The organism is Pseudomonas sp. P179 (genome assembly GCF_000478485.2).
GTDB classification, from domain to species: Bacteria; Pseudomonadota; Gammaproteobacteria; order Pseudomonadales; family Pseudomonadaceae; genus Pseudomonas; species Pseudomonas aeruginosa.
In genome coordinates, this window is the sequence record NZ_KI517354.1 from 2240583 (window position 1) to 2258066 (window position 17484).

Here is a 17484-nt window from a genome sequence, read left to right on the forward strand (position 1 = left end):
CGCGCAGCGAAGTTCAGGCGTCCCGCGGATGGGGCCGCGCGGTGACCAGCCAGTCGTCGCCCACCGCGCGGATGTCGTCGATCCGCAACTGCGCCGCATCGGCCATCCGCGCCAGCGGCCAGTCGAGCAAAGGACGGGCGCTGGAGCCGAGGAACTTCGGCGCGACGAACAGCCGGTACTCATCCACCAGCCCCAGCCGGGCGAAGGCGCCGGCCAGACGCGGGCCGGCCTCCACCAGCACTTCGTTGGCGCCGCGCGCCGCCAGTTCCAGGAGCAGCTTGTGCAAATCGACGTGGCCCTCGGCGGAGGGCAGCGCCAGCAGTTCGTGGCCGGCGTCCTGGAAGCGTTCGCGCGCCGAGGCGGCGGCGCAGGTCGCCACCAGCGCCGGACCGGCCTGGTAGAACGCCGACACCAGCGGCACCCGCAGGCGCCCGTCGACCAGCACCCGCAACGGCTGGCGAGCCGCGGCGAGCGCGGTAAGCTCGGCGTTCAGGCCCAGTTCGTCGGGGCGTACGTTGAGCCGCGCATCGTCCGCCAGCAGCGTATCGGCGCCGGACAACACCACGCTGGAGCGAGCGCGCAAGCGCTGCACCGCCGAACGCGCGGAGGGCCCGGTGATCCACTGGCTTTCCCCGCTGGCCATGGCGGTGCGCCCGTCCAGGCTCATCGCCAGCTTGACCCGGACGAACGGCAGGCCATGTTCCATGCGCTTGATGAAACCGATGTTGAGTTCCCGCGCCTCGGCCTCGAGGACGCCGCTCTGCACCGCGATGCCGGCCTGCATCAGACGCAGCAGGCCGCGACCGGCGACCTCGGGGTTGGGATCCTGCATCGCCGCGACCACCCGCGCCACCCCGGCGCCCACCAGCGCATCGGCGCACGGCGGGGTGCGGCCGAAGTGGCTGCAGGGCTCGAGGGTCACGTAGGCGGTGGCGCCGCGTGCATTCTCGCCGGCCTGGCGCAGGGCATGGACCTCGGCGTGCGGCTCGCCGGCGCGGACGTGCCAGCCCTCGCCGACCACCTGGCCGTCCTTGACCAGCACGCAGCCGACGCGCGGATTCGGATGGGTGGAGTACAGCCCCTGGCGCGCCAGTTCCAGGGCGCGGGCCATGTACAGCGGGTCGGCGGCGTTCATTCCTTGGCCGGCTCGCGGGCGAGGCGTTCGATCTCCTCGCGGAATTCGTTGAGGTCCTGGAAGCGCCGGTAGACCGAGGCGAAACGGATGTAGGCGACTTCGTCGAGCTTCTGCAGCTCGGCCATCACCAGTTCGCCCAGCACCCGCGACTTGATCTCGCGCTCGCCGGTGGCGCGCAACTGGTGCTTGATGTGGCCGATGGCCGCTTCCAGGCGCTCGACGCTGACCGGACGCTTCTCCAGGGCGCGCTGCATGCCGGCGCGCAGCTTGTCCTCGTCGAACGGCTGGCGGCTGCCGTCCTGCTTGATCAGGCGCGGCATGACCAGCTCGGCGGTCTCGAAGGTGGTGAAGCGTTCGCCGCAGGCCAGGCACTCGCGGCGCCGGCGCACCTGATCGCCCTCGGCGACCAGTCGCGAGTCAATCACTTTGGTGTCATGGGCACCGCAGAAGGGACAATGCATGGTGCTGATACAGGCGTAGCTGAAGGAAGCCGCATGGTAGCGCATCCGCGCCCGACCGAGCACCCGCAGAATCGACCGGCGCCGGCACGCTGGGAAAGGCGAGAGGAATCGGACGTTGCGGACTACGCGAAGCGCGACAAGAATCACACTTTGCGCTATACAAGCGCCGCCCGGATTCCACCGCTATGGAGCAGCCCATGACCCTGCGCCCGATCGCCCTGCTGGCCGTCCTTCTCCTCGCCGCTTGTTCCAGCGACAAGCCGAAGCCTGCGCCAACGCCGCAAGCTTCGCGCAGCGTGACCATGGTCGAGCCGGTGCTACCGGCCCACCTGCGCGAGCTGAGCGGAACGCTGAGCAGCATCCAGGGCAGCCTGCCACGCGGCAGCGAGGTGCAGATGGCACTGCTGGTGATCGACGAGCGCGACCGTCCACAGCGGCTGCTGGCCAGCGAGACGGTGCTGGCCACCGGCGAACTCATGCCCTTCCGCCTGCCGTTCAACCCCGAATCCTTCCCGCCGGCCGGTGGCGCGCTGCGCGTCGAACTGCACGCGCGGGTGATCCAGTCCGGCCAGTTGGCCTGGCGCCTGCATCCGTTGCGGATCGCCCAGCCGACCACCCAGTCCCTCGGCGAACTGCGCCTGGTACGCGCGCCGTGACGGCACCGCAAGCCCTGACCCAGGCGCTGGGCGAGCTGCTCGGCGACGCCCGGCTCAGCGCCACCGCGCTGCCCGGCACTGACCTGCGCCTGTGGCTGATCGACGCGCAGAACATGGACCGCCAGTTCAGCCCGGAGGAAACCCGCCGCATCCTCGAAGAGCCGCCGTACTGGTGCTTCTGCTGGGCCAGCGGGCTGGTCCTGGCGCGCTGGCTGGCGGCGCGCCCGCAGTGGGTCCGCGACAAGCGCGTGCTGGACTTCGGCAGCGGCTCCGGGGTGGCGGCGATCGCCGCGGCCCGCGCCGGCGCCGCCGAGGTGGTGGCTTGCGACCTGGATCCCCTGGCGCTGGCAGCGAGCCGGGCGAACGCCGAACTGAACGGAGTGGAGCTGAGCTATTCGGCGGACTTCTTCGCCGAGGACGATCGCTTCGACCTGATCCTGGTGGCCGACGTGCTCTACGACCGCGCCAACCTGCCGCTGCTCGACCAGTTCCTCAGCCGCGGCCGCCAGGCGCTGGTCGCCGACTCGCGAGTCCGTGACTTCCGTCATCCGCTGTACCGACGCCTGGACGTGCTCGAAGCCTGTACCTGGCCGGACCTCGCCGAGCCCGCCGAATTCCGCCTGGTCAGCCTGTATCACGCCGAACGCGGGCAAGCCTGAGGCACGGGCTTGTTTGCGCGCGGCGCGCCCCCACTTATAGTGGTCACCACCTTGCGTTTCCGAGAATCGACATGAGCGATACGCCCTACATCTTCGACGTCACCGGCGCCAACTTCGAGCAGCTGGTCATCGAGAACTCGTTCCACAAGCCGGTCCTGGTGGACTTCTGGGCCGACTGGTGCGCCCCGTGCAAGGCGCTGATGCCACTGCTGGCGCAGATCGCCGAGTCCTACCAGGGCGAATTGCTGCTGGCCAAGGTCAACTGCGACGTCGAGCAGGACATCGTGATGCGCTTCGGCATCCGCAGCCTGCCGACCGTGGTCCTGTTCAAGGATGGCCAGCCGGTCGACGGTTTCGCCGGCGCCCAGCCCGAATCGCAGATCCGCGCCCTGCTCGAACCCCATGTGAAAGCACCGGCGCTGCCCGACGAAGACCCGCTGGAAGTGGCCCAGGCGCTATTCGCCGAAGGCCGCATCGGCGACGCCGAAGCGACCCTGAAAGCCCTGCTGGCGGAGAACAACGAGAACGCCGCGGCGCTGATCCTCTACGCCCGCTGCCTGGCCGAGCGCGGCGAACTGGAAGAGGCGCAGGCCATCCTCGACGCGGTGAAGAGCGACGAGCACAAGCAGGCCCTGGCCGGCGCTCGCGCGCAGCTGACCTTCCTGCGCCAGGCTGCCGACCTGCCCGACAGCGCAGAGCTGAAGAGCCGCCTGGCGGCCGATGCCGGCGACGACGAGGCAGCCTACCAGTTGGCCGTCCAGCAGCTCGCCCGGCAGCAGTACGAGGCGGCCCTGGACGGACTGCTCAAGCTGTTCCTGCGCAACCGCGGCTACCAGGACGACCTGCCGCGCAAGACCCTGGTGCAGGTCTTCGACCTGCTTGGCAACGACCACCCGCTGGTCACCGCCTACCGCCGCAAGCTGTACCAGGCGCTCTACTGAGTCGCCGAGCCCCGTCCGCGGGGCTCAGTCCTCCAGCCAGACGAACACCTGGGTGCCGTCGACCACCTCGACCTTGACCCGGGCGTCGTGCCGCAGGCGCACAAGCAGTTGCTTGGCGGCGCCGGCATTGCCGCTGAACCCCTCCAACTCCGCCAGCAACTGCGGCCCCTCGATCCGCCCGCTGCCGCGCAGCAGGTCCTGGGCGGTCTGCCATAGGCGATCCACCGGCGCTGCCGGCGCCGGCGCCCTGGCCGCCGCGACCTGCGGCTCGCCCAGCGGCGGCGGGGGCACGTGTTGCGCCAGCTGGCGCCAATCCTCGGCGTCCAGTTCCAGGGTCAGGTCCACCGGCCAGTCGCCGATGCTTCCGCGAATCCGCACCATCTCGTTTCTCCACAAGCGAATCGCGCCATGCTCCCACGTCGGCGCGTAGGGGCCAAATCGGCCAGGCTAGGCAGGCGGAAAAATTCGTTATAACGTAACAAACTCTTTTCCTTCCTTGCCGGAGTCCCGTTCATGCGCCCACTGCTGTTAGCCCTCGTCTTGCTGCCGTTCGCCGCCCAGGCCCATGACGACCACGACCATGACCACGCCCATGGCAGCCTGGGCAAGCACGAGCACGGCGTCGCCCAGTTGAACGTGGCGCTGGACGGCAAGACCCTCGAACTGGAGCTGGACAGCCCGGCGATGAACCTGGTCGGTTTCGAACACGCCGCCAGCACCGACGCGGACAAGGCCGCCGTGGCCAAGGCCCGCACGCAGCTGGAAAAACCGCTGGAGCTGTTCGCCCTGCCGGTCACCGCCGGCTGCTCGGTGGCCAGCCAGGAACTGCGGAGTCCGCTGTTCGGCGACAAGGCGCCGGCCCACGCGCACAAGGAGAAGGCAGGCCACGAACACGAACACGGTCATGCCGATATCCACGCCCATTACCAGCTCAGTTGCGAGAAGCCCGAGCTGCTCAAGCTGCTGACCCTCGCCGAGTTCTTCAAGCGCTTCCCCGCCACCCAGAAAATTCAGGTACAACTGATCGGTCCCGACGGCCAGAAAGGCGCCGACCTGGCTCCGGCCAGCGCCGAGCTGAAGCTGTAGGATCGTTCCGGAGGCGCCGCGAGGGATTCGGCGCGGCGCCCCTCCATCCATTCTCGAGGCTCCGGCGGAGCGTTCCGCCCCTACCCCCATGAGCGCACTGATCACCCTGACCAACCTCGGCTTCGCCTGGCCCGGCCAGGCGGAGTTGCTGGACATTCCCAGCTTCCATCTCGAACGCGGCGAGAGCCTGTTCCTCAAGGGGCCTTCCGGCAGCGGCAAGACCACCCTGCTCGGCCTCCTCGGCGGCGTGCAGAAGCCCGGCCGCGGCAGCATCCGCCTGCTCGGCGAGGACCTGGAAAAGCTGTCCGCCGCGCGCCGCGACCATTTCCGCGTCGACCACACCGGCTACATCTTCCAGCAGTTCAACCTGCTGCCATTCCTCTCGGTACGCGAGAACGTCGAGCTGCCCTGTCACTTTTCCGCGTTGCGCCGTCAGCGCGCCCGCGAACGCCACGGTAGCCCGGCGCAGGCCGCCAGCCATCTGCTCGGCCAGCTCGGCCTCGGCGGCGAACTGCACGAACGCCGCGCCGACAGCCTGTCCATCGGCCAGCAGCAGCGGGTCGCCGCCGCCCGCGCGCTGATCGGCCAGCCGGAGCTGGTGATCGCCGACGAGCCGACCTCGGCGCTCGACGCCGACAGCCGCGAGGCGTTTCTCCAGTTGCTCTTCGCCGAATGCCGCGAGGCCGGCGCCAGCCTGCTGTTCGTCAGCCACGACCAGAGCCTGGCCGGGCTGTTCGACCGCAGCCTGTCCCTTTCCGATCTCAACCGCGCCGCCCGGCCGGCAGGACTCTGAGCATGTATCTCTTCCGACTGGCACTGGCCAGCCTGGCCAACCGCCGCTTCACCGCCCTGCTGACGATCTTCGCCATCGCCCTCTCCGCCTGCCTGCTGCTGGCGGTGGAGCGGGTCCGCACCGAGGCCAAGGCCAGCTTCGCCAGTACCATCTCCGGAACCGACCTGATCGTCGGCGCGCGCTCCGGCTCGGTGAACCTGCTGCTCTACTCGGTATTCCGCATCGGCAACGCGACCAACAACATCCGCTGGGACAGCTACCGGCACTTCGCCGAAAACCCGCGGGTGAAGTGGGCGATCCCGATCTCCCTCGGCGACTCGCACCGCGGCTACCGGGTAATGGGTACCGATGCCGGCTATTTCGAGCACTACCGCTACGGCCGCGGCCAGGAACTGCAACTGGCCGAGGGCCGCGCCTTCGGCCAGGACCTGTTCGACGTGGTGCTCGGCGCCGAGGTGGCCGAAGCCCTGCACTACAGGCTCGGCGAGAAGATCGTGCTGGCCCATGGGGTGAGCACGGTGAGCCTGGTCAAGCACGACGACAAGCCGTTCACCGTGGTCGGCATCCTCCAGCGCACCGGTACCCCGGTGGACCGCACCCTGCACATATCCCTCGCCGGCATGGAGGCGCTGCACGTCGACTGGCGCAACGGGGTGCCGGCGATGGGCGCCGGGCGCGTCAGTGCCGAGCAGGCGCGGCACATGGACCTGCAACCACAGGCGATCACCGCGTTCCTGGTCGGCCTGAAGAGCAAGGTGGCGACCTTCGCCCTGCAACGCGAGGTCAACGACTATCCCGGCGAACCGCTGATGGCGATCCTCCCCGGTGTCGCCCTGCAGGAACTGTGGGGCCTGATGGGCACCGCCGAGAAGGCACTGTTCGTGGTCTCGCTGTTCGTCGTCCTCACCGGCCTGATCGGCATGCTCACGGCGATCCTCACCAGCCTCAACGAGCGCCGCCGGGAGATGGCCATCCTGCGCTCGGTGGGCGCGCGCCCCTGGCACATCTTCGGCCTGCTGCTGGCCGAGGCCTTCAGCCTGGCGCTGGCCGGCGTCGCCCTCGGCCTCGGCCTGCTCTACCTCGGCATCGCCGCCAGCCAGGGCTACGTCCAGGCCAACTACGGCATCTACCTGCCGCTGGCCTGGCCGAGCGACTATGAGTGGAGCCTGCTCGGGGCTATCCTGGCGGCCGCCGTGCTGATCGGCTGCGTGCCGGCCTGGCGCGCCTACCGCCAGTCCCTGGCCGATGGCCTGTCGATCCGCCTATGACCCGGAGATATTCCCCGATGCTGCGCTCCCTGACCGTCCTCCTGCTGGCTTTCGCCCTGCTCCTGGGCAGTGCCGTGGCGCGCGCCGCGCCGCGCGAACTGACCTGGTCGCAACTGATCCCGGCCGGCGCCCCGCCCGCCCCGGCGCCGCTGCCGATCCACGACCTCGCCAACGCCCTCAGCGAAGCCGGTCCGGCGGCCAGCCAGCAGAGCCCCAACGCCCCGGTGGTGAAGGCACTGGACGGCATCGAGGCCAAGCTGCCGGGCTACATCGTGCCGCTGGAAATCAGCGAGGCCGGGCTGGTCACCGAGTTCCTCCTGGTCCCCTACTACGGCGCCTGCATCCACGTACCGCCGCCGCCGTCGAACCAGATCGTCTACGTGAAGACCGCCAAGGGCGTGCAGATGGACGAGTTGTACCAGCCGTTCTGGGTCGAGGGCACCTTCAAGGTGGAGAACGCCAGCAGCGAGCTGGCGGCGGCCGGCTACCGCATGCAGGCGAGCAAGGTGACGCCCTACGAATACGAAGGTGGCTGAACGACATGCGACAATCCGCCGCGCCATTTACGTTGCGGCGGTCACATTTGCTCCTAGGATTGATTGAGCTGTGTCAAGGAAGGCAACTGTTAGCTGGCTGACCATTAGCAGCACCAACACTTTCTAATACAAGGAATGGAGCTCATCATGCGTAAGTCCTGGCTTACCGCTTCCCTGCTGGCCCTCACCGTCGCCTCCCCGTTCGCCGCTGCGGATATTCAAGGACACAAGGCCGGTGACTTCATCATCCGTGGCGGCTTCGCCACCGTCGATCCCGACGACAGCAGTTCCGACATCAAGCTGGACGGCGCCAAGCAGCGCGGTACCAAGGCGACTGTCGACAGCGACACCCAGCTCGGCCTGACCTTCACCTACATGTTCGCCGACAAGTGGGGCGTGGAACTGGTCGCCGCCACTCCGTTCAACCACCAGGTCGACGTCAAGGGCCTCGGCCCGGGCCTGGACGGCAAGCTGGCCGACATCAAGCAACTGCCGCCGACCCTGCTGCTCCAGTATTACCCCATGGGCGGTACCAACAGCGCCTTCCAGCCCTACGGCGGCCTGGGCGTGAACTACACCACCTTCTTCGACGAAGACCTAGCCAGCAACCGCAAGGCGCAGGGTTTCAGCAGCATGAAACTGCAGGACTCCTGGGGCCTGGCCGGCGAACTGGGCTTCGACTACATGCTCAACGAGCACGCGCTGTTCAACATGGCCGTCTGGTACATGGACATCGACACCAAGGCCAGCATCAACGGCCCGAGCGCCCTGGGCGTGAACAAGACCAAGGTCGACGTGGACGTCGATCCGTGGGTCTACATGATCGGTTTCGGCTACAAGTTCTGAGTCGTAGACTGTCGCGGGGCTTGCGCCCCCAACGGGAAAAGGCGCCTTCGGGCGCCTTTTTTCATCCTGTGGAAACGGACCCCATGTACCTCTGGCTGAAGACCCTGCACATCACCTTCGCCCTCAGCAGCGCCGCCCTGTTCGTCTGGCGCCTGGCCTGGAACTGGTCGGGGCGCAAGGCCAGCGGCATCCGCCGCTGGGGACCGCACCTGGTGGACACCCTGCTGCTGCTCAGCGCGCTCGGCCTGGTGCACCTGGCGATGCCCTGGCCGCTGCCGCTCTGGCTGCTGGCGAAGCTGGGGCTGTTGCTGGGCTACATCGTCTGCGCGGCGTTCGCCCTGCGGATGGCGCGGGGCCCCGGCAAGGGCCTGCTCAGCGTCCTCAGCCTCACCCTGCTGGGCGGGATCTTCTACCTGGCGCTGAACAAGCCCTGGTGGTGATCAGCGGCCGAGCAGGCGCGCCAGGCCCACGCCCATCGGCGTCGGCTGGTCGAAGCGGAAACGCCGCAGCAGGCGCTCGTTGTTCGCCCGCGAATGCCTGATGTCACCGGCTCGCGCGTCGGCGTGGGTCACCGGCGGCAGGCCACCGAGCACCTGGCCGATCTCTGCCAGCAACTGCTTCAGGCTGATGCTGCGATTCAGGCCGACGTTCACCGCCCCGGGTTCCAGCGCCGTCGCCTCCAGCGCCTGGACCAGGAAATCGACCAGGTCGGCGACGTAGATGAAGTCGCGGGTCTGCTCGCCGTCGCCGAACACGGTGATCGGCGTCCCCTTCAGGGCGCGCTCGGTGAATATGCTGATCACCCCGGAATAGGGCGAGGACGGGTCCTGGCGTGGCCCGTAGACGTTGAAGAAGCGGAAGATCGCCGGTTCCAGCCCATGCTGGCGGCGATAGAAATCGAGGTAGTACTCGCTGGCCAGCTTGTCCGACGCGTAGGGCGTCAGCGGTGACTTCGGGGTGTCTTCGTCGATCGCCGTGCCTTCGCCGTTCTGCCCGTAGACCGCTGCGCTGGAAGCGAACACCACGCGCTTCACGCCCTGCTCGCGCATCGCTTCGCAGAGGTTCAGGGTGGCGATGAAATTGCTCTGGTGGGTGGCGACCGGGTCGTCCACCGAGGCCTGTACCGAGGCGACCGCGGCCAGGTGGGCGACCGCCGCGCAGCCCTTCAGGGCGGCCGCCAGGGTCGCCGCGTCGGCGGCGTCGCCTTCGAGCAGCTCTACCCGTTCGTCGTCCAGGGGCAGGTTGTCGCGCTTGCCGGTGGACAGGTTGTCCAGCACACGCACGCGGTAGCCGCGCGCCAGCAGCGCGTCGGTCAGGTGGGAGCCGATGAAACCGGCGCCGCCAGTGATCAGGATGGGGCGTTCAAACATGCCTGTAGTACCTGTCCAATAGAGCCGGCAAACCTGCGCGCCAGGCGCGCGGCTTGATGCCGAAGGTGTGGAGGATCTTCTTGCAGACCATCACCGCGTGCTGCGGCTCGTCGAGCGCGTCCGGGCGCGCGGCATGGGCCTCCGCCGAAGGCTCCTGGATCAGGTTGGAGCGATAGGTACGCGCCTCGTTGAGGATCACCTGTCCCAGCGCCAGGGTGGTGGTCGCTTCCAGTCCGCCGTAGTGGTAGGTGCCCCACAGCGGCGCCTGGCAGTCGAGCTGCTTGAGCACCGAGAGCACCACCCGCGCGGCGTCGTCCACCGGCGTCGGGTTGCCGCGCCGGTCGTCGGCGAGGAACAGCGGCTGCGGTTGTTCGGCGCGGCTGAGGAAACGTCCCAGCAAGCCGTTCGGGCTTTCGTCCAGCAGCCAGCCGAAGCGGATCAGCACATGTCGCGGGCAGGCCGCGCGCACGCTCTGCTCCATGCGCCAGAGCGCCTGGCCGCGCAGGCCCAGCGGAAGGGTCTCGTCCTTCTCGCTGTAGGCGGTGGCGCGGGCGCCGTCGAAGACCCGGTAGCTGGACGGCTGGACCAGCAGGATCTCGTAGTGCTGGCAGAGCTCCGCGAGGCGCTCGACGGCGCGCTCCTGGGCGCCCAGGCGCTCCGCCTCGACCTGCTCGGCCTGGAACCAGTCGTGGTAGAAGGCGAGGTTGATCACCGCGTCGGGGCGCGTTTCGTCCAGCAGGGTGGTGAGGCTGGCGGCATCCCAGCCCTGCTCGGGTGGTCTGGGCGCGAGGAAACCGATGTCTTCCTCCGCCCCTAGGCGGATCAGCGCCTGTCCAAGGGCATTACCGCCGCCCAAAAGCATCAGGCGCATTCGCATGGTGTAGGGGGGCACTCGAAATCTGATAGTGAATAGCGACGCGGCGCACGCCCCAAGGCAATGACATCCTGCGCCTCGCTGGCGACATGAAAGGTGCGGGCATCGGGTGCTGCTTGTCGCGGCAGGTACCCCGGACAGCGCCGCCGTTATTTTCATGCAACCTGACACGCCGCATTCTTGCTGTGCCTCCGGTGAAGCGTCAAGCATTCACCGGGCCAGCTCCGCCTGCGGCGCGGATCGGCGGGACGAATGGCAGCGCGCGGCGGCGTCAGGCCGGTAGCGCGCCGGCCCGATAGTCCTTGGGCGAAACCTCGAACTGCTTCTTGAACGCCCGGCTGAAATGCGCCGAGTCGCTGAAACCCCACTTGAAGGCGATGGAGGTGATCGATTCGCCGCGCAGCCGTGGGTTGCCGAGGTCGGCGGCGCTGCGGCTGAGGCGCTGGCGGAGAATGTAGCGGCAGACGCTGTCGCCCTGCTCCTCGAACAACCGGTACAACTGGCGCACCGAGATGCGCAGGCGGCCGGCGAGCATGTCCGGACTCAGGCGCGGCTCCTGCAGGGATTGCTCGATCAGACGCTCCGCGTGCCGGCGCAGACTGTAGCCATAGAGCCCGGCCAGCGGTCCCTCCAATTCCTCGCCGGCGTGCTGTAGCGCCGGCCCGAGCAGGGCGATCAGCGCCTCCTGCAACGCCCCGCCCTCGTCCGCCACCGCCCACGGCTGCAGTTCTCCGGCGCACACCTGCTGCACCAGCAGGCTCAGCAGGCGACCGCTGGCGCAGTTCGGCGAGAGTTTGCCGAAGGCCCGCTGGCTGGGTGGCAGGTGCCGGCATACCTCTTCGCGGGAGAGATGGAACGAGGTGTGTTCGATGAGTCCGTGGGGAATGATCTCGCAGCCGCCCGCGGAGTCCATCAGCGCCATTTCCCCTGGCGCCAGCTCTATGCTGTCCCCACCCTGGCGCAGTTGCGCATGGCCGCTGCGCTGGACGACCAGGAAGCAGTGGCGGTCGTCGTCATGATCGGCATGGGTGGCCTGGCGGGCGATGCGCCCTGCGTTGGTGCGGATCTGCGCCAACTCCAGACCGCCGAGATCCTGCCGCGAGATATCGCCGATGAACAGCGTCCGGTTCAGCGCGGGCTGCGACTCGAAGCGCCCGCAGACCTGGCGCAACGCCTGGTTCCAGGCTTCGAAGCTGTTGTGTGCGGAAGACAGGGTATGCACCGGGCACCTCCTGACGGCAACGGCCATCGTTATTGTTGTATGGCGCGGCAATTACCGAGCCACGCAGCGCTGCCGATATGATTAACATGTTATCGATATACCCACAAGCTAGCGCAAATGGACCGGCGGATACGCATCCGGGAGAGCCGGCAAGGGCCGTTCAGGCGGGAGAAAGCAGGCGCTGCAATTGGGCGAAGGCGCCCAGCAGGGCCAGGCGCTGCTCGGCGACCAGAGGGATGTAGCGGCGATAGGCGGGGAAGCGGTTGACCACCTCGCACGCCCCCAGGTGTTCCAGGCTCACGGTCCAGCCCCTGTCGTCGCGGCAGAGGCGCAAACTCCGGAAGTCCAGCGGCATGAGCTGCTCCAGCAAGACCCGGTCGCCCCCCTGCAAGGCCTCCCGCAACGGCTCGAGCCCGCTCCCGCTGCGTACCTTGCAAAGGATGCCGCGACGCCGCAAGCAACCGGCGTGACGCAGCTCCAGGCTGGCCGGCGGCCCCCCGGGCGCCGCCACGAACAGGCTGAACTCGGTGCTGACGATATGCATGAACAGGTGCGCCTGGACCCGCTCGCGAACCTCGAGGCTCAGCTCTTTCGTACGCAGCAACAGCCTGCCGTCCTGCGCCTCGCCGTCGCACGCAGCCAGGTTGCGCCGCACCAGGGCCAGGGTGGCTCCGGGGCGATAGGCGGCTGGCCGCCAGTCGCGCCAGTGACGCTCATACCAGCGCGCCCAGGCGGACATGCGCCCTCTCCCGCTGCTGCTGGTCCTCTTCGGCGAATTCCTTCTCCAGCACCTCTTCCACCGCCAGCGGACGGAACGGATTCACCCGCTGTACGCACAGGGTCCAGAACAGGGCGTAGGCGGCCGCCAGGCCGAGCATCAGGGCGAACGGCAGGTAGATGTCGACGGGGTTCATCCCCGGCGGCGTGATGTAGAACATCCCCAGCAGGATTCCGGCGCTGGAGAATAGCTGCGGCAACGGGAACAGCGGCGAGCGGTAGGCGCGCGGCAGGTCCGGGCGACGGATGCGCAGCAGCACCACGGAGAGGGTCACCAGCAGGTAGGCGGTGCCCCAGGCGCAGACCGCAGCCAGGACCAGGTGGATGATCCCTTCGCTGTCGCCGCCCAGCCACCAGGCGTGCAGGCAGGGAATCGCCGCTGCCACGGCGATGCACAGCAACGGTGTCTTGAAGCGCGGATGCAGGTAGGTGAAGGCCTTCGGCAAGGCGCCATCCAGCGCCATCCCGTAGAGAATCCGCGGCAGGCCGGCCATCAGGGTGTTGATGGTGGCGGCCCCGGCGAACAGCAGGCCCACGCCCAGCCAGATGCGTCCGAACGGTCCCATCACCTGCTCGGCGAATCGCGGGATCGCCATCGGCGTCTCCAGCAGGTGCAGGCCGCCGCCGAGGTCGAGGTTTTCCACCTGCCGGCGCATCGCCGCGCCATAGAGGAACATGCAGCAGGCCACCCCGATCAACCCCAGGGCCATCGCCCGCGGCAGGGTCCGCGAAGCGTGGCGCACCTCCGGCGCCAGCGGCGTGACGAATTCGCAACCGACGAACATGAACATCGCCATGCCCACCAGCGACAGCAGGGTCGGCAGGTCGTCGCCGACCATCGAGGCCCCGAACCAGCCCTGCAACTCCACCGCGGGCAGGCGCAACAGGCCGGCCACGGCGAAGATCATCAGGGTGCTCCACATGCCGAAGGTGAGGATCACTTCGGCGCGACCGAAGGCGGTGATCCCCAGCGCATTCAGCAGGCCGAAGCAGAGCACCATGCCGACGCCCACCAGCCAGGCGCTGCCGCCCGGCTCGGTGAGGGTATTCAGCGACTCGAAGTTGACCAGCGCCATGGTGCCGCTGAGCATGGTCTCGGCGGTGCCGGCGAACACATGGACGATCAGGTAGGCCGACAGCGTGCCGGTGATCGCGAAGAAGCGCCCGAGGCCGCACGACAGGTAGTCGTAGACCGAGCCACGGGTCGGCAGCAGGCAGGCGGCCTCGGCGAAGGTGGTGGATTGCGCCAGCATCAGCAGCAGCGCCACCAGCATCGCCACGGCGAAGGTTCCGCCGCCCAGGCCGAAGCCGGTGGTGGCGGTGAGGATCACCGGGCTGGCCATGATCAACCCGACCGAACTGGCCAGGGCGGTGGGGAAACCAACCCGCCCGCGGAGCAGGTGCTGGGTGAGTCTGGAGTTGGACATCGACGTATCCTCGACGGCAGCGTTGCTGTTGTTGTTCTTGCGTCAGGCCCTGCGGGACGCGCCGGCGTCCCGTACGCTCCGCCGGCAGGCGAGGCGTGTCGCACAAAAGGCTGCCGCGGAGGGCAGCGAAAGAGCCGAACGAATCGGCTCCCCCCGATTCATCGATATCAGTAGGCGATGCACACCGACTTGTTCTCGGTGTACGCCTCGATCGCCGCATGGCCCATCTCGCGTCCGATGCCGGACTGCTTGAAGCCGCCGAACGGCATCGACGGGTCGAGCAGGTTGTGGGCGTTCACCCATACCGTGCCGGCCTTGATCCTGGGTACCAGGTCCATGACCTGGCGCAGGTCGTTGGACCAGATGCTCGCACCGAGCCCGTAGATGCTGTCGTTGGCCAGGCGCACCGCTTCGTCGAGATCGTCGAAGGGCGTCGCCACCAGCACCGGCCCGAAGATTTCCTCGCGCACCACCTGCATCCCCGGGGTGACGTCGGCAAGGATCGTCGGCTGCACGTAGAACCCCGTCTCGCCCTGGCGCGCCCCACCGCAGACCACGCTGGCGCCCTCGGCCACCCCGCTTTCGATCATCCCCAGCACCCGCTCCTGCTGCCTGGCCGAGACCAGCGGGTTGATCTGCGTGGTCGGATCCAGGCCGGGGCCGATGCTCAGGTCGCCGGCGATGGCCGCCAGGCGCTCCAGCACCTGGTCGAAACGCTTGCGCTGCACATAGAGGCGCGAGCCAGCGGTGCAGACCTGCCCCTGGTTGAAGAAGATCGCGCCGGCGGAACCGGCGGCAGCCATGTCCAGGCTGGTGTCATCGAGGATGATCACCGGGGATTTGCCGCCGAGTTCGAGGGAAAAACGCGTCATGTTCTCCACCGCCGCATGCCCGATCAGCTTGCCCACCGGGGTCGAGCCGGTGAACGCCAGCTTGTCGATGCCCGGGTGCGCCGCCAGTGCCGCGCCGGCCTCGGCGCCCGTGCCGGTGACGATGTTCACCACTCCTGGCGGAATCCCCGCCTCCAGGCACAACTGGCCGAGGCGCAGGGCGGTCAGCGGGGTTTCGTCGGCCGGCTTGAGGACCACGGTGCAGCCGCAGGCCAGGGCCGGGACGATCTTCCAGATCGCCATCAGCAGGGGGAAATTCCACGGCACGATGGCTCCGACCACGCCCACCGGCTCCGGCACCGTGTAGGCCCGGTAGCGCGCGCCTGGGACCGCGGCGATCGACAGGTCGAGGCTGCGACCCTCGATCTTGGTCGCCCAGCCGGCCATGTAGCGGATGAACTCCACCGAGGCGCCGACCTCCAGGGCCCGCGACAGGTTGATCGACTTGCCGTTGTTCAGGGTTTCCAACTGCGCCAGTTGCTCGCCATGCGCCTCGATCCGTTCCGCCAGTCGCAGCAGCAGGCGCTCGCGATCGGCCGGGCGCTGGCCTGCCCAGTTGCCTTCGAACGCACGCCGCGCGGCGGCGACCGCCCGATCGACGTCTTCGGCGCCGGCGCGGGCCACGCGCGCCAGCTCGGCACCGGTCGCCGGGTCGTACAGCGGCATGTCGGCGCCGGAACGCGCCGGCCCGGACTCACCGTCGATCAGCAGGCCATGGGGACTGCGCAAGAAGGCGCTGACGGACGGGTCGATGGCAATACTCATGTGTGCTCCTCGGCTTGGCGACGGCGCTGCGTCATGCATGCGCCTACTACCCGGGAATACTCTGGACCCGCCGCTCCCCCGCTCGCTTGCTCCAGCCTGCCGGGTTTCTTGCCGCTGCCTGCCAAGCCAGGCAGAGAGAGACAAGACGGCGCGCCGGGGCATGGACATTCTGCCCGGCAGGCGGGACAGTGGACGTCCCGCCGCCTCGTCCCTCGGGAGTCCCGCGCCATGCCTTCGACCCTGTCGCCCGACCTCGGCCCGCGCTGCATGCAGGCCTTCACCCAGGTGGTACCGGCCAGCCTGTGCGTGTTCTATCGCATCGACGAGGACTGCCGCGCACACGATTTCCAGCTCCTGCGGATGCCGGCCGGCATGCACCGCGACTACCTGCGCCACTACCGCGACTACGATCCGCTGCAGCCGCGCCACTGCCTGGCCAGCGCTTCGCCGGTGGTGCCGCTGCGCCAGGGCATCGCCCGCCAGCCCGCGGAGGACAGCGCGCTGTACCAGGGCTTCCTGCGACGCCACGGGATCTGCGACGTGGTCGAGGTGCTGGCGCATGCGCATCAGCGTCCGGTCGCGGCCCTGTCGTTGCTGCGCGACGCCCGCCTAGGGGCCTTCTCCGACCAGGAGCTGCGACAGTTGCGCGCCCTGCATGGCCTGATGGAGCTGGCGGCGCAGGCATGCGCCACGCCAACGGCCAGCGCCGAGCGCCTGCAAGGCCTGACACCGAGGGAACGGGAGATCGCCCTGCTGCTGCGCGACGGCGTCAGCAACAAATGCCTGGCGCAGTGCCTCGGACTCGGCCTGCCGACGGTGAAGACCCACCTGCTCAACCTGTTCCGCAAGACCGGCGCGCGCAGCCGCACCGAGCTGGTGAAGCGACTCTTCCTCTAGCCGCGCGCGGCCTGGGGGCTGCGCGCCTCCAGCCAGAAGAGGAACTGCCGCACCGCCAGCGGCTTGCCGCTCTCGTGCAGGCCGCGCAGGCGCTCGCGGTGGCGCCTGAAGGAAAAACCGGGAAATACCCAGGGCAGGTTCAACAGGTACCAGGCCAGGGCGCCGACATCGGCGAAGTGCAACACCTCCCAACCTTCGCCGCCTGCCACCGGCGGCAACTCCGCGGCCTCCAGCTGGGCCCGGGCGAAACCCAGGTTCCAGTGCGGCGCCTCCGGCATCGGCGCCGGTTCGCCGAGCAACGCATAGAACTCGCGGTTGAAGTCGCCGGCCACCTGCTGGGTGAGGAAACAGCCGCCGGGCGCCAGCACCCGCCGGACCTCCGATGGCAGATAGGACTCGTGGCGGTTGCCGACCAGGTCGAAGGTGCCATCGGCGAACGGCAACGCCCCGCCGCCATCGCCCTCCCGGCCCTGGCGATGGTTGTCCGGCGCGCCCTCCACCTCGACCACGCGGATGCCCAAGGGCTCCAGACGACCCCGGGCAATCTCCAGGTTGGGCGCCCAGCCCTCGGTAGCCACGGTGAGCGGCGGGCGATACGGCAGCCGGCTCAACCATTCGCCGCCGCCGGTGCCCATGTCCAGCAGGCTGGCGGCGGCCCGGCAGCGCTCCAGCATGCGCCCCGGGAAATCCCATGGCGGCGGTTCCAGGCGGATGCGTCCGCCATAGTCGTATTCCCAGCCGCGCATCGGTGTGCGGCCGGCTTCCGCCAGCAGCGCGTCGAATTCGTCGCCCGTCGCCATTTCGCCGTTCTCCCAGAGACCGCCCGCTACCATCCCCGAGTCTCCTCGCCAAGGCAAGCCCATAGAGAATGTAAAGCTTGC

The 17484-nt window shown here is 68.6% G+C and carries 20 protein-coding genes; 10 read left to right on the forward strand and 10 right to left on the reverse strand.

All coding sequences use genetic code 11. The features are described from left to right. Nucleotides 1–13: 13 nt before the first annotated feature. Nucleotides 14–1135, reverse strand: a complete 1122-nt coding sequence (gene ribD / locus HMPREF1224_RS22935; protein WP_010793423.1) for a bifunctional diaminohydroxyphosphoribosylaminopyrimidine deaminase/5-amino-6-(5-phosphoribosylamino)uracil reductase RibD — start codon at nt 1133–1135, stop codon at nt 14–16. After that, nucleotides 1132–1596 carry a transcriptional regulator NrdR gene (gene nrdR / locus HMPREF1224_RS22940; protein ID WP_003107181.1) on the reverse strand — a complete coding sequence of 155 codons (465 nt, stop codon included), beginning with the start codon at nt 1594–1596 and terminating at the stop codon, nt 1132–1134. Before nrdR ends, ribD begins: the two co-directional genes overlap by 4 nt. Before the next feature lie 185 nt (nt 1597–1781). Here nrdR and HMPREF1224_RS22945 point away from each other — a divergent pair, with 185 nt between their 5' ends. The 3 genes from HMPREF1224_RS22945 to trxA all read left to right on the forward strand — a co-directional run bounded on the left by HMPREF1224_RS22945 (nt 1782) and on the right by trxA (nt 3852). Further along, nucleotides 1782–2252, forward strand: coding sequence for a YbaY family lipoprotein (locus HMPREF1224_RS22945; RefSeq protein ID WP_003113050.1), 471 nt, complete (start codon nt 1782–1784; stop codon nt 2250–2252). Next, entirely contained in the window at nt 2249–2911 is a 663-nt protein-coding gene (locus HMPREF1224_RS22950) for a class I SAM-dependent methyltransferase (protein ID WP_003113049.1), read from the forward strand. The genes HMPREF1224_RS22945 and HMPREF1224_RS22950 overlap by 4 nt, the downstream gene beginning before the upstream one ends. Nucleotides 2912–2982: 71 nt before the next feature. Continuing rightward, nucleotides 2983–3852, forward strand: coding sequence for a thioredoxin (trxA, locus tag HMPREF1224_RS22955; RefSeq protein ID WP_003105274.1), 870 nt, complete (start codon nt 2983–2985; stop codon nt 3850–3852). 24 nt (nt 3853–3876) lie between these two features. On the opposite strand, the gene HMPREF1224_RS22960 is transcribed toward trxA, so the two are convergent. Then, complete coding sequence (locus HMPREF1224_RS22960; protein WP_003105273.1) at nt 3877–4233, reverse strand: hypothetical protein; 357 nt, start codon at nt 4231–4233, stop codon at nt 3877–3879. Between the two features lie 132 nt (nt 4234–4365). Between HMPREF1224_RS22960 and HMPREF1224_RS22965 the strand changes: the two genes are divergently transcribed. The 6 genes from HMPREF1224_RS22965 to HMPREF1224_RS22990 all read left to right on the forward strand — a co-directional run bounded on the left by HMPREF1224_RS22965 (nt 4366) and on the right by HMPREF1224_RS22990 (nt 8821). Further along, nucleotides 4366–4938, forward strand: a complete 573-nt coding sequence (locus tag HMPREF1224_RS22965) for a DUF2796 domain-containing protein (RefSeq protein ID WP_010793424.1) — start codon at nt 4366–4368, stop codon at nt 4936–4938. Nucleotides 4939–5026: 88 nt separating this feature from the next. After that, nucleotides 5027–5731 carry an ABC transporter ATP-binding protein gene (locus HMPREF1224_RS22970; RefSeq protein WP_003093325.1) on the forward strand — a complete coding sequence of 235 codons (705 nt, stop codon included), beginning with the start codon at nt 5027–5029 and terminating at the stop codon, nt 5729–5731. A 2-nt stretch (nt 5732–5733) separates the two neighbouring features. After that, nucleotides 5734–6999 carry an ABC transporter permease gene (locus HMPREF1224_RS22975; protein WP_003118230.1) on the forward strand — a complete coding sequence of 422 codons (1266 nt, stop codon included), beginning with the start codon at nt 5734–5736 and terminating at the stop codon, nt 6997–6999. A 17-nt stretch (nt 7000–7016) separates the two neighbouring features. After that, nucleotides 7017–7535 (forward strand): DUF3299 domain-containing protein, encoded by a 519-nt coding sequence (locus HMPREF1224_RS22980; RefSeq protein WP_003105266.1) that lies wholly within the window; start codon nt 7017–7019, stop codon nt 7533–7535. 147 nt (nt 7536–7682) lie between these two features. Then, a complete protein-coding gene (gene oprG, locus HMPREF1224_RS22985; protein WP_003093337.1) occupies nt 7683–8381 on the forward strand; it encodes an outer membrane protein OprG in 699 nt (232 codons plus the stop codon). A gap of 83 nt (nt 8382–8464) precedes the next feature. After that, on the forward strand, nt 8465–8821 hold the full coding sequence (locus HMPREF1224_RS22990; RefSeq protein ID WP_003093338.1) for a SirB2 family protein: 357 nt from the start codon (nt 8465–8467) through the stop codon (nt 8819–8821). Here the strand turns inward: HMPREF1224_RS22990 and HMPREF1224_RS22995 are convergent, their stop codons facing one another. The 6 genes from HMPREF1224_RS22995 to HMPREF1224_RS23020 form a co-directional block, all read right to left on the reverse strand. Then, on the reverse strand, nt 8822–9751 hold the full coding sequence (locus HMPREF1224_RS22995) for an NAD-dependent epimerase/dehydratase family protein (RefSeq protein WP_010793425.1): 930 nt from the start codon (nt 9749–9751) through the stop codon (nt 8822–8824). Then, on the reverse strand, nt 9744–10628 hold the full coding sequence (locus tag HMPREF1224_RS23000; protein WP_003113045.1) for a dTDP-4-dehydrorhamnose reductase: 885 nt from the start codon (nt 10626–10628) through the stop codon (nt 9744–9746). Before HMPREF1224_RS23000 ends, HMPREF1224_RS22995 begins: the two co-directional genes overlap by 8 nt. Nucleotides 10629–10896: 268 nt before the next feature. Then, the gene (feaR, locus tag HMPREF1224_RS23005; RefSeq protein ID WP_003105262.1) at nt 10897–11847 is read right to left on the reverse strand and encodes a transcriptional regulator FeaR; all 951 of its coding nucleotides are present in this window, start codon (nt 11845–11847) and stop codon (nt 10897–10899) included. Between the two features lie 160 nt (nt 11848–12007). After that, complete coding sequence (locus HMPREF1224_RS23010; protein WP_003105260.1) at nt 12008–12586, reverse strand: DUF3156 family protein; 579 nt, start codon at nt 12584–12586, stop codon at nt 12008–12010. Beyond that, nucleotides 12561–14051 (reverse strand): APC family permease, encoded by a 1491-nt coding sequence (locus HMPREF1224_RS23015; RefSeq protein WP_003113044.1) that lies wholly within the window; start codon nt 14049–14051, stop codon nt 12561–12563. Before HMPREF1224_RS23015 ends, HMPREF1224_RS23010 begins: the two co-directional genes overlap by 26 nt. A 167-nt stretch (nt 14052–14218) precedes the next feature. Then, on the reverse strand, nt 14219–15706 hold the full coding sequence (locus HMPREF1224_RS23020) for an aldehyde dehydrogenase family protein (protein WP_003113043.1): 1488 nt from the start codon (nt 15704–15706) through the stop codon (nt 14219–14221). 228 nt (nt 15707–15934) lie between these two features. Between HMPREF1224_RS23020 and HMPREF1224_RS23025 the strand changes: the two genes are divergently transcribed. Beyond that, nucleotides 15935–16603 (forward strand): helix-turn-helix transcriptional regulator, encoded by a 669-nt coding sequence (locus HMPREF1224_RS23025; protein WP_003113042.1) that lies wholly within the window; start codon nt 15935–15937, stop codon nt 16601–16603. Here HMPREF1224_RS23025 and HMPREF1224_RS23030 read toward each other — a convergent pair. Continuing rightward, entirely contained in the window at nt 16600–17436 is an 837-nt protein-coding gene (locus HMPREF1224_RS23030; RefSeq protein WP_010793426.1) for a class I SAM-dependent methyltransferase, read from the reverse strand. The genes HMPREF1224_RS23025 and HMPREF1224_RS23030 overlap by 4 nt on opposite strands. Nucleotides 17437–17484: the final 48 nt, after the last annotated feature.

Bases quoted from the DNA above. Each gene is read 5' to 3' on its own strand.
- HMPREF1224_RS22975 (WP_003118230.1), top strand. From the start codon at position 5,734: ATGTATCTCTTCCGACTGGCACTGGCCAGCCTGGCCAACCGCCGCTTC.
- HMPREF1224_RS23000 (WP_003113045.1), bottom strand. From the start codon at position 10,628: ATGCGAATGCGCCTGATGCTTTTGGGCGGCGGTAATGCCCTTGGACAG.
- HMPREF1224_RS23010 (WP_003105260.1), bottom strand. From the start codon at position 12,586: ATGTCCGCCTGGGCGCGCTGGTATGAGCGTCACTGGCGCGACTGGCGG.
- oprG (WP_003093337.1), top strand. From the start codon at position 7,683: ATGCGTAAGTCCTGGCTTACCGCTTCCCTGCTGGCCCTCACCGTCGCC.
- ribD (WP_010793423.1), bottom strand. From the start codon at position 1,135: ATGAACGCCGCCGACCCGCTGTACATGGCCCGCGCCCTGGAACTGGCG.
- HMPREF1224_RS23030 (WP_010793426.1), bottom strand. From the start codon at position 17,436: ATGGTAGCGGGCGGTCTCTGGGAGAACGGCGAAATGGCGACGGGCGAC.
- HMPREF1224_RS22960 (WP_003105273.1), bottom strand. From the start codon at position 4,233: ATGGTGCGGATTCGCGGAAGCATCGGCGACTGGCCGGTGGACCTGACC.
- HMPREF1224_RS23020 (WP_003113043.1), bottom strand. From the start codon at position 15,706: ATGAGTATTGCCATCGACCCGTCCGTCAGCGCCTTCTTGCGCAGTCCC.
- HMPREF1224_RS22995 (WP_010793425.1), bottom strand. From the start codon at position 9,751: ATGTTTGAACGCCCCATCCTGATCACTGGCGGCGCCGGTTTCATCGGC.
- HMPREF1224_RS22965 (WP_010793424.1), top strand. From the start codon at position 4,366: ATGCGCCCACTGCTGTTAGCCCTCGTCTTGCTGCCGTTCGCCGCCCAG.
- HMPREF1224_RS23025 (WP_003113042.1), top strand. From the start codon at position 15,935: ATGCCTTCGACCCTGTCGCCCGACCTCGGCCCGCGCTGCATGCAGGCC.
- nrdR (WP_003107181.1), bottom strand. From the start codon at position 1,596: ATGCATTGTCCCTTCTGCGGTGCCCATGACACCAAAGTGATTGACTCG.
- trxA (WP_003105274.1), top strand. From the start codon at position 2,983: ATGAGCGATACGCCCTACATCTTCGACGTCACCGGCGCCAACTTCGAG.
- HMPREF1224_RS22980 (WP_003105266.1), top strand. From the start codon at position 7,017: ATGCTGCGCTCCCTGACCGTCCTCCTGCTGGCTTTCGCCCTGCTCCTG.
- HMPREF1224_RS22945 (WP_003113050.1), top strand. From the start codon at position 1,782: ATGGAGCAGCCCATGACCCTGCGCCCGATCGCCCTGCTGGCCGTCCTT.
- HMPREF1224_RS22990 (WP_003093338.1), top strand. From the start codon at position 8,465: ATGTACCTCTGGCTGAAGACCCTGCACATCACCTTCGCCCTCAGCAGC.
- HMPREF1224_RS23015 (WP_003113044.1), bottom strand. From the start codon at position 14,051: ATGTCCAACTCCAGACTCACCCAGCACCTGCTCCGCGGGCGGGTTGGT.
- HMPREF1224_RS22970 (WP_003093325.1), top strand. From the start codon at position 5,027: ATGAGCGCACTGATCACCCTGACCAACCTCGGCTTCGCCTGGCCCGGC.